The organism is Vibrio sp. 10N.222.52.B7 (assembly GCF_041474275.1).
Lineage (GTDB): Bacteria > Pseudomonadota > Gammaproteobacteria > Enterobacterales > Vibrionaceae > Vibrio > Vibrio crassostreae_C.
Genome location: NZ_JBFRTU010000374.1, coordinates 1 through 254, shown reverse-complemented (window position 1 = coordinate 254; position 254 = coordinate 1). Strand labels below are relative to the sequence as shown.

At 42.9% G+C, this 254-nt stretch carries 1 pseudogene; it reads left to right on the top strand.

Annotation, left to right across the window (positions count from 1 at the left end):
* Window positions 1-195: pseudogene (locus AB4512_RS23275) on the top strand (MFS transporter); the annotation flags it as partial.
* Between the last annotated feature and the right edge of the window lie 59 nt (window positions 196-254).

The following is a 254-nucleotide window of genomic DNA, read 5'->3' as shown; positions in this document are numbered from 1 at the left end:
AGTACTAAAGCGTGGGCAGGAATGACACTCTCTTTTGCTGTATCACAAGGTGTGGTTGGGCTTTTGATGGCGTACTGCTTAAATCATATGGCTTCATACGACGTGTTATTCACCATTAGTACTGCTGCTTTGATGCTGTCTGCGGTGTGTACCTTAATGACTGTAACTCACTCTAAGCCTGAACACTTGACCTAGATCTAAGCTAGCTTCCTCAGTTCATCTGACGAATACAATAAAGGATTATCATGCAACTC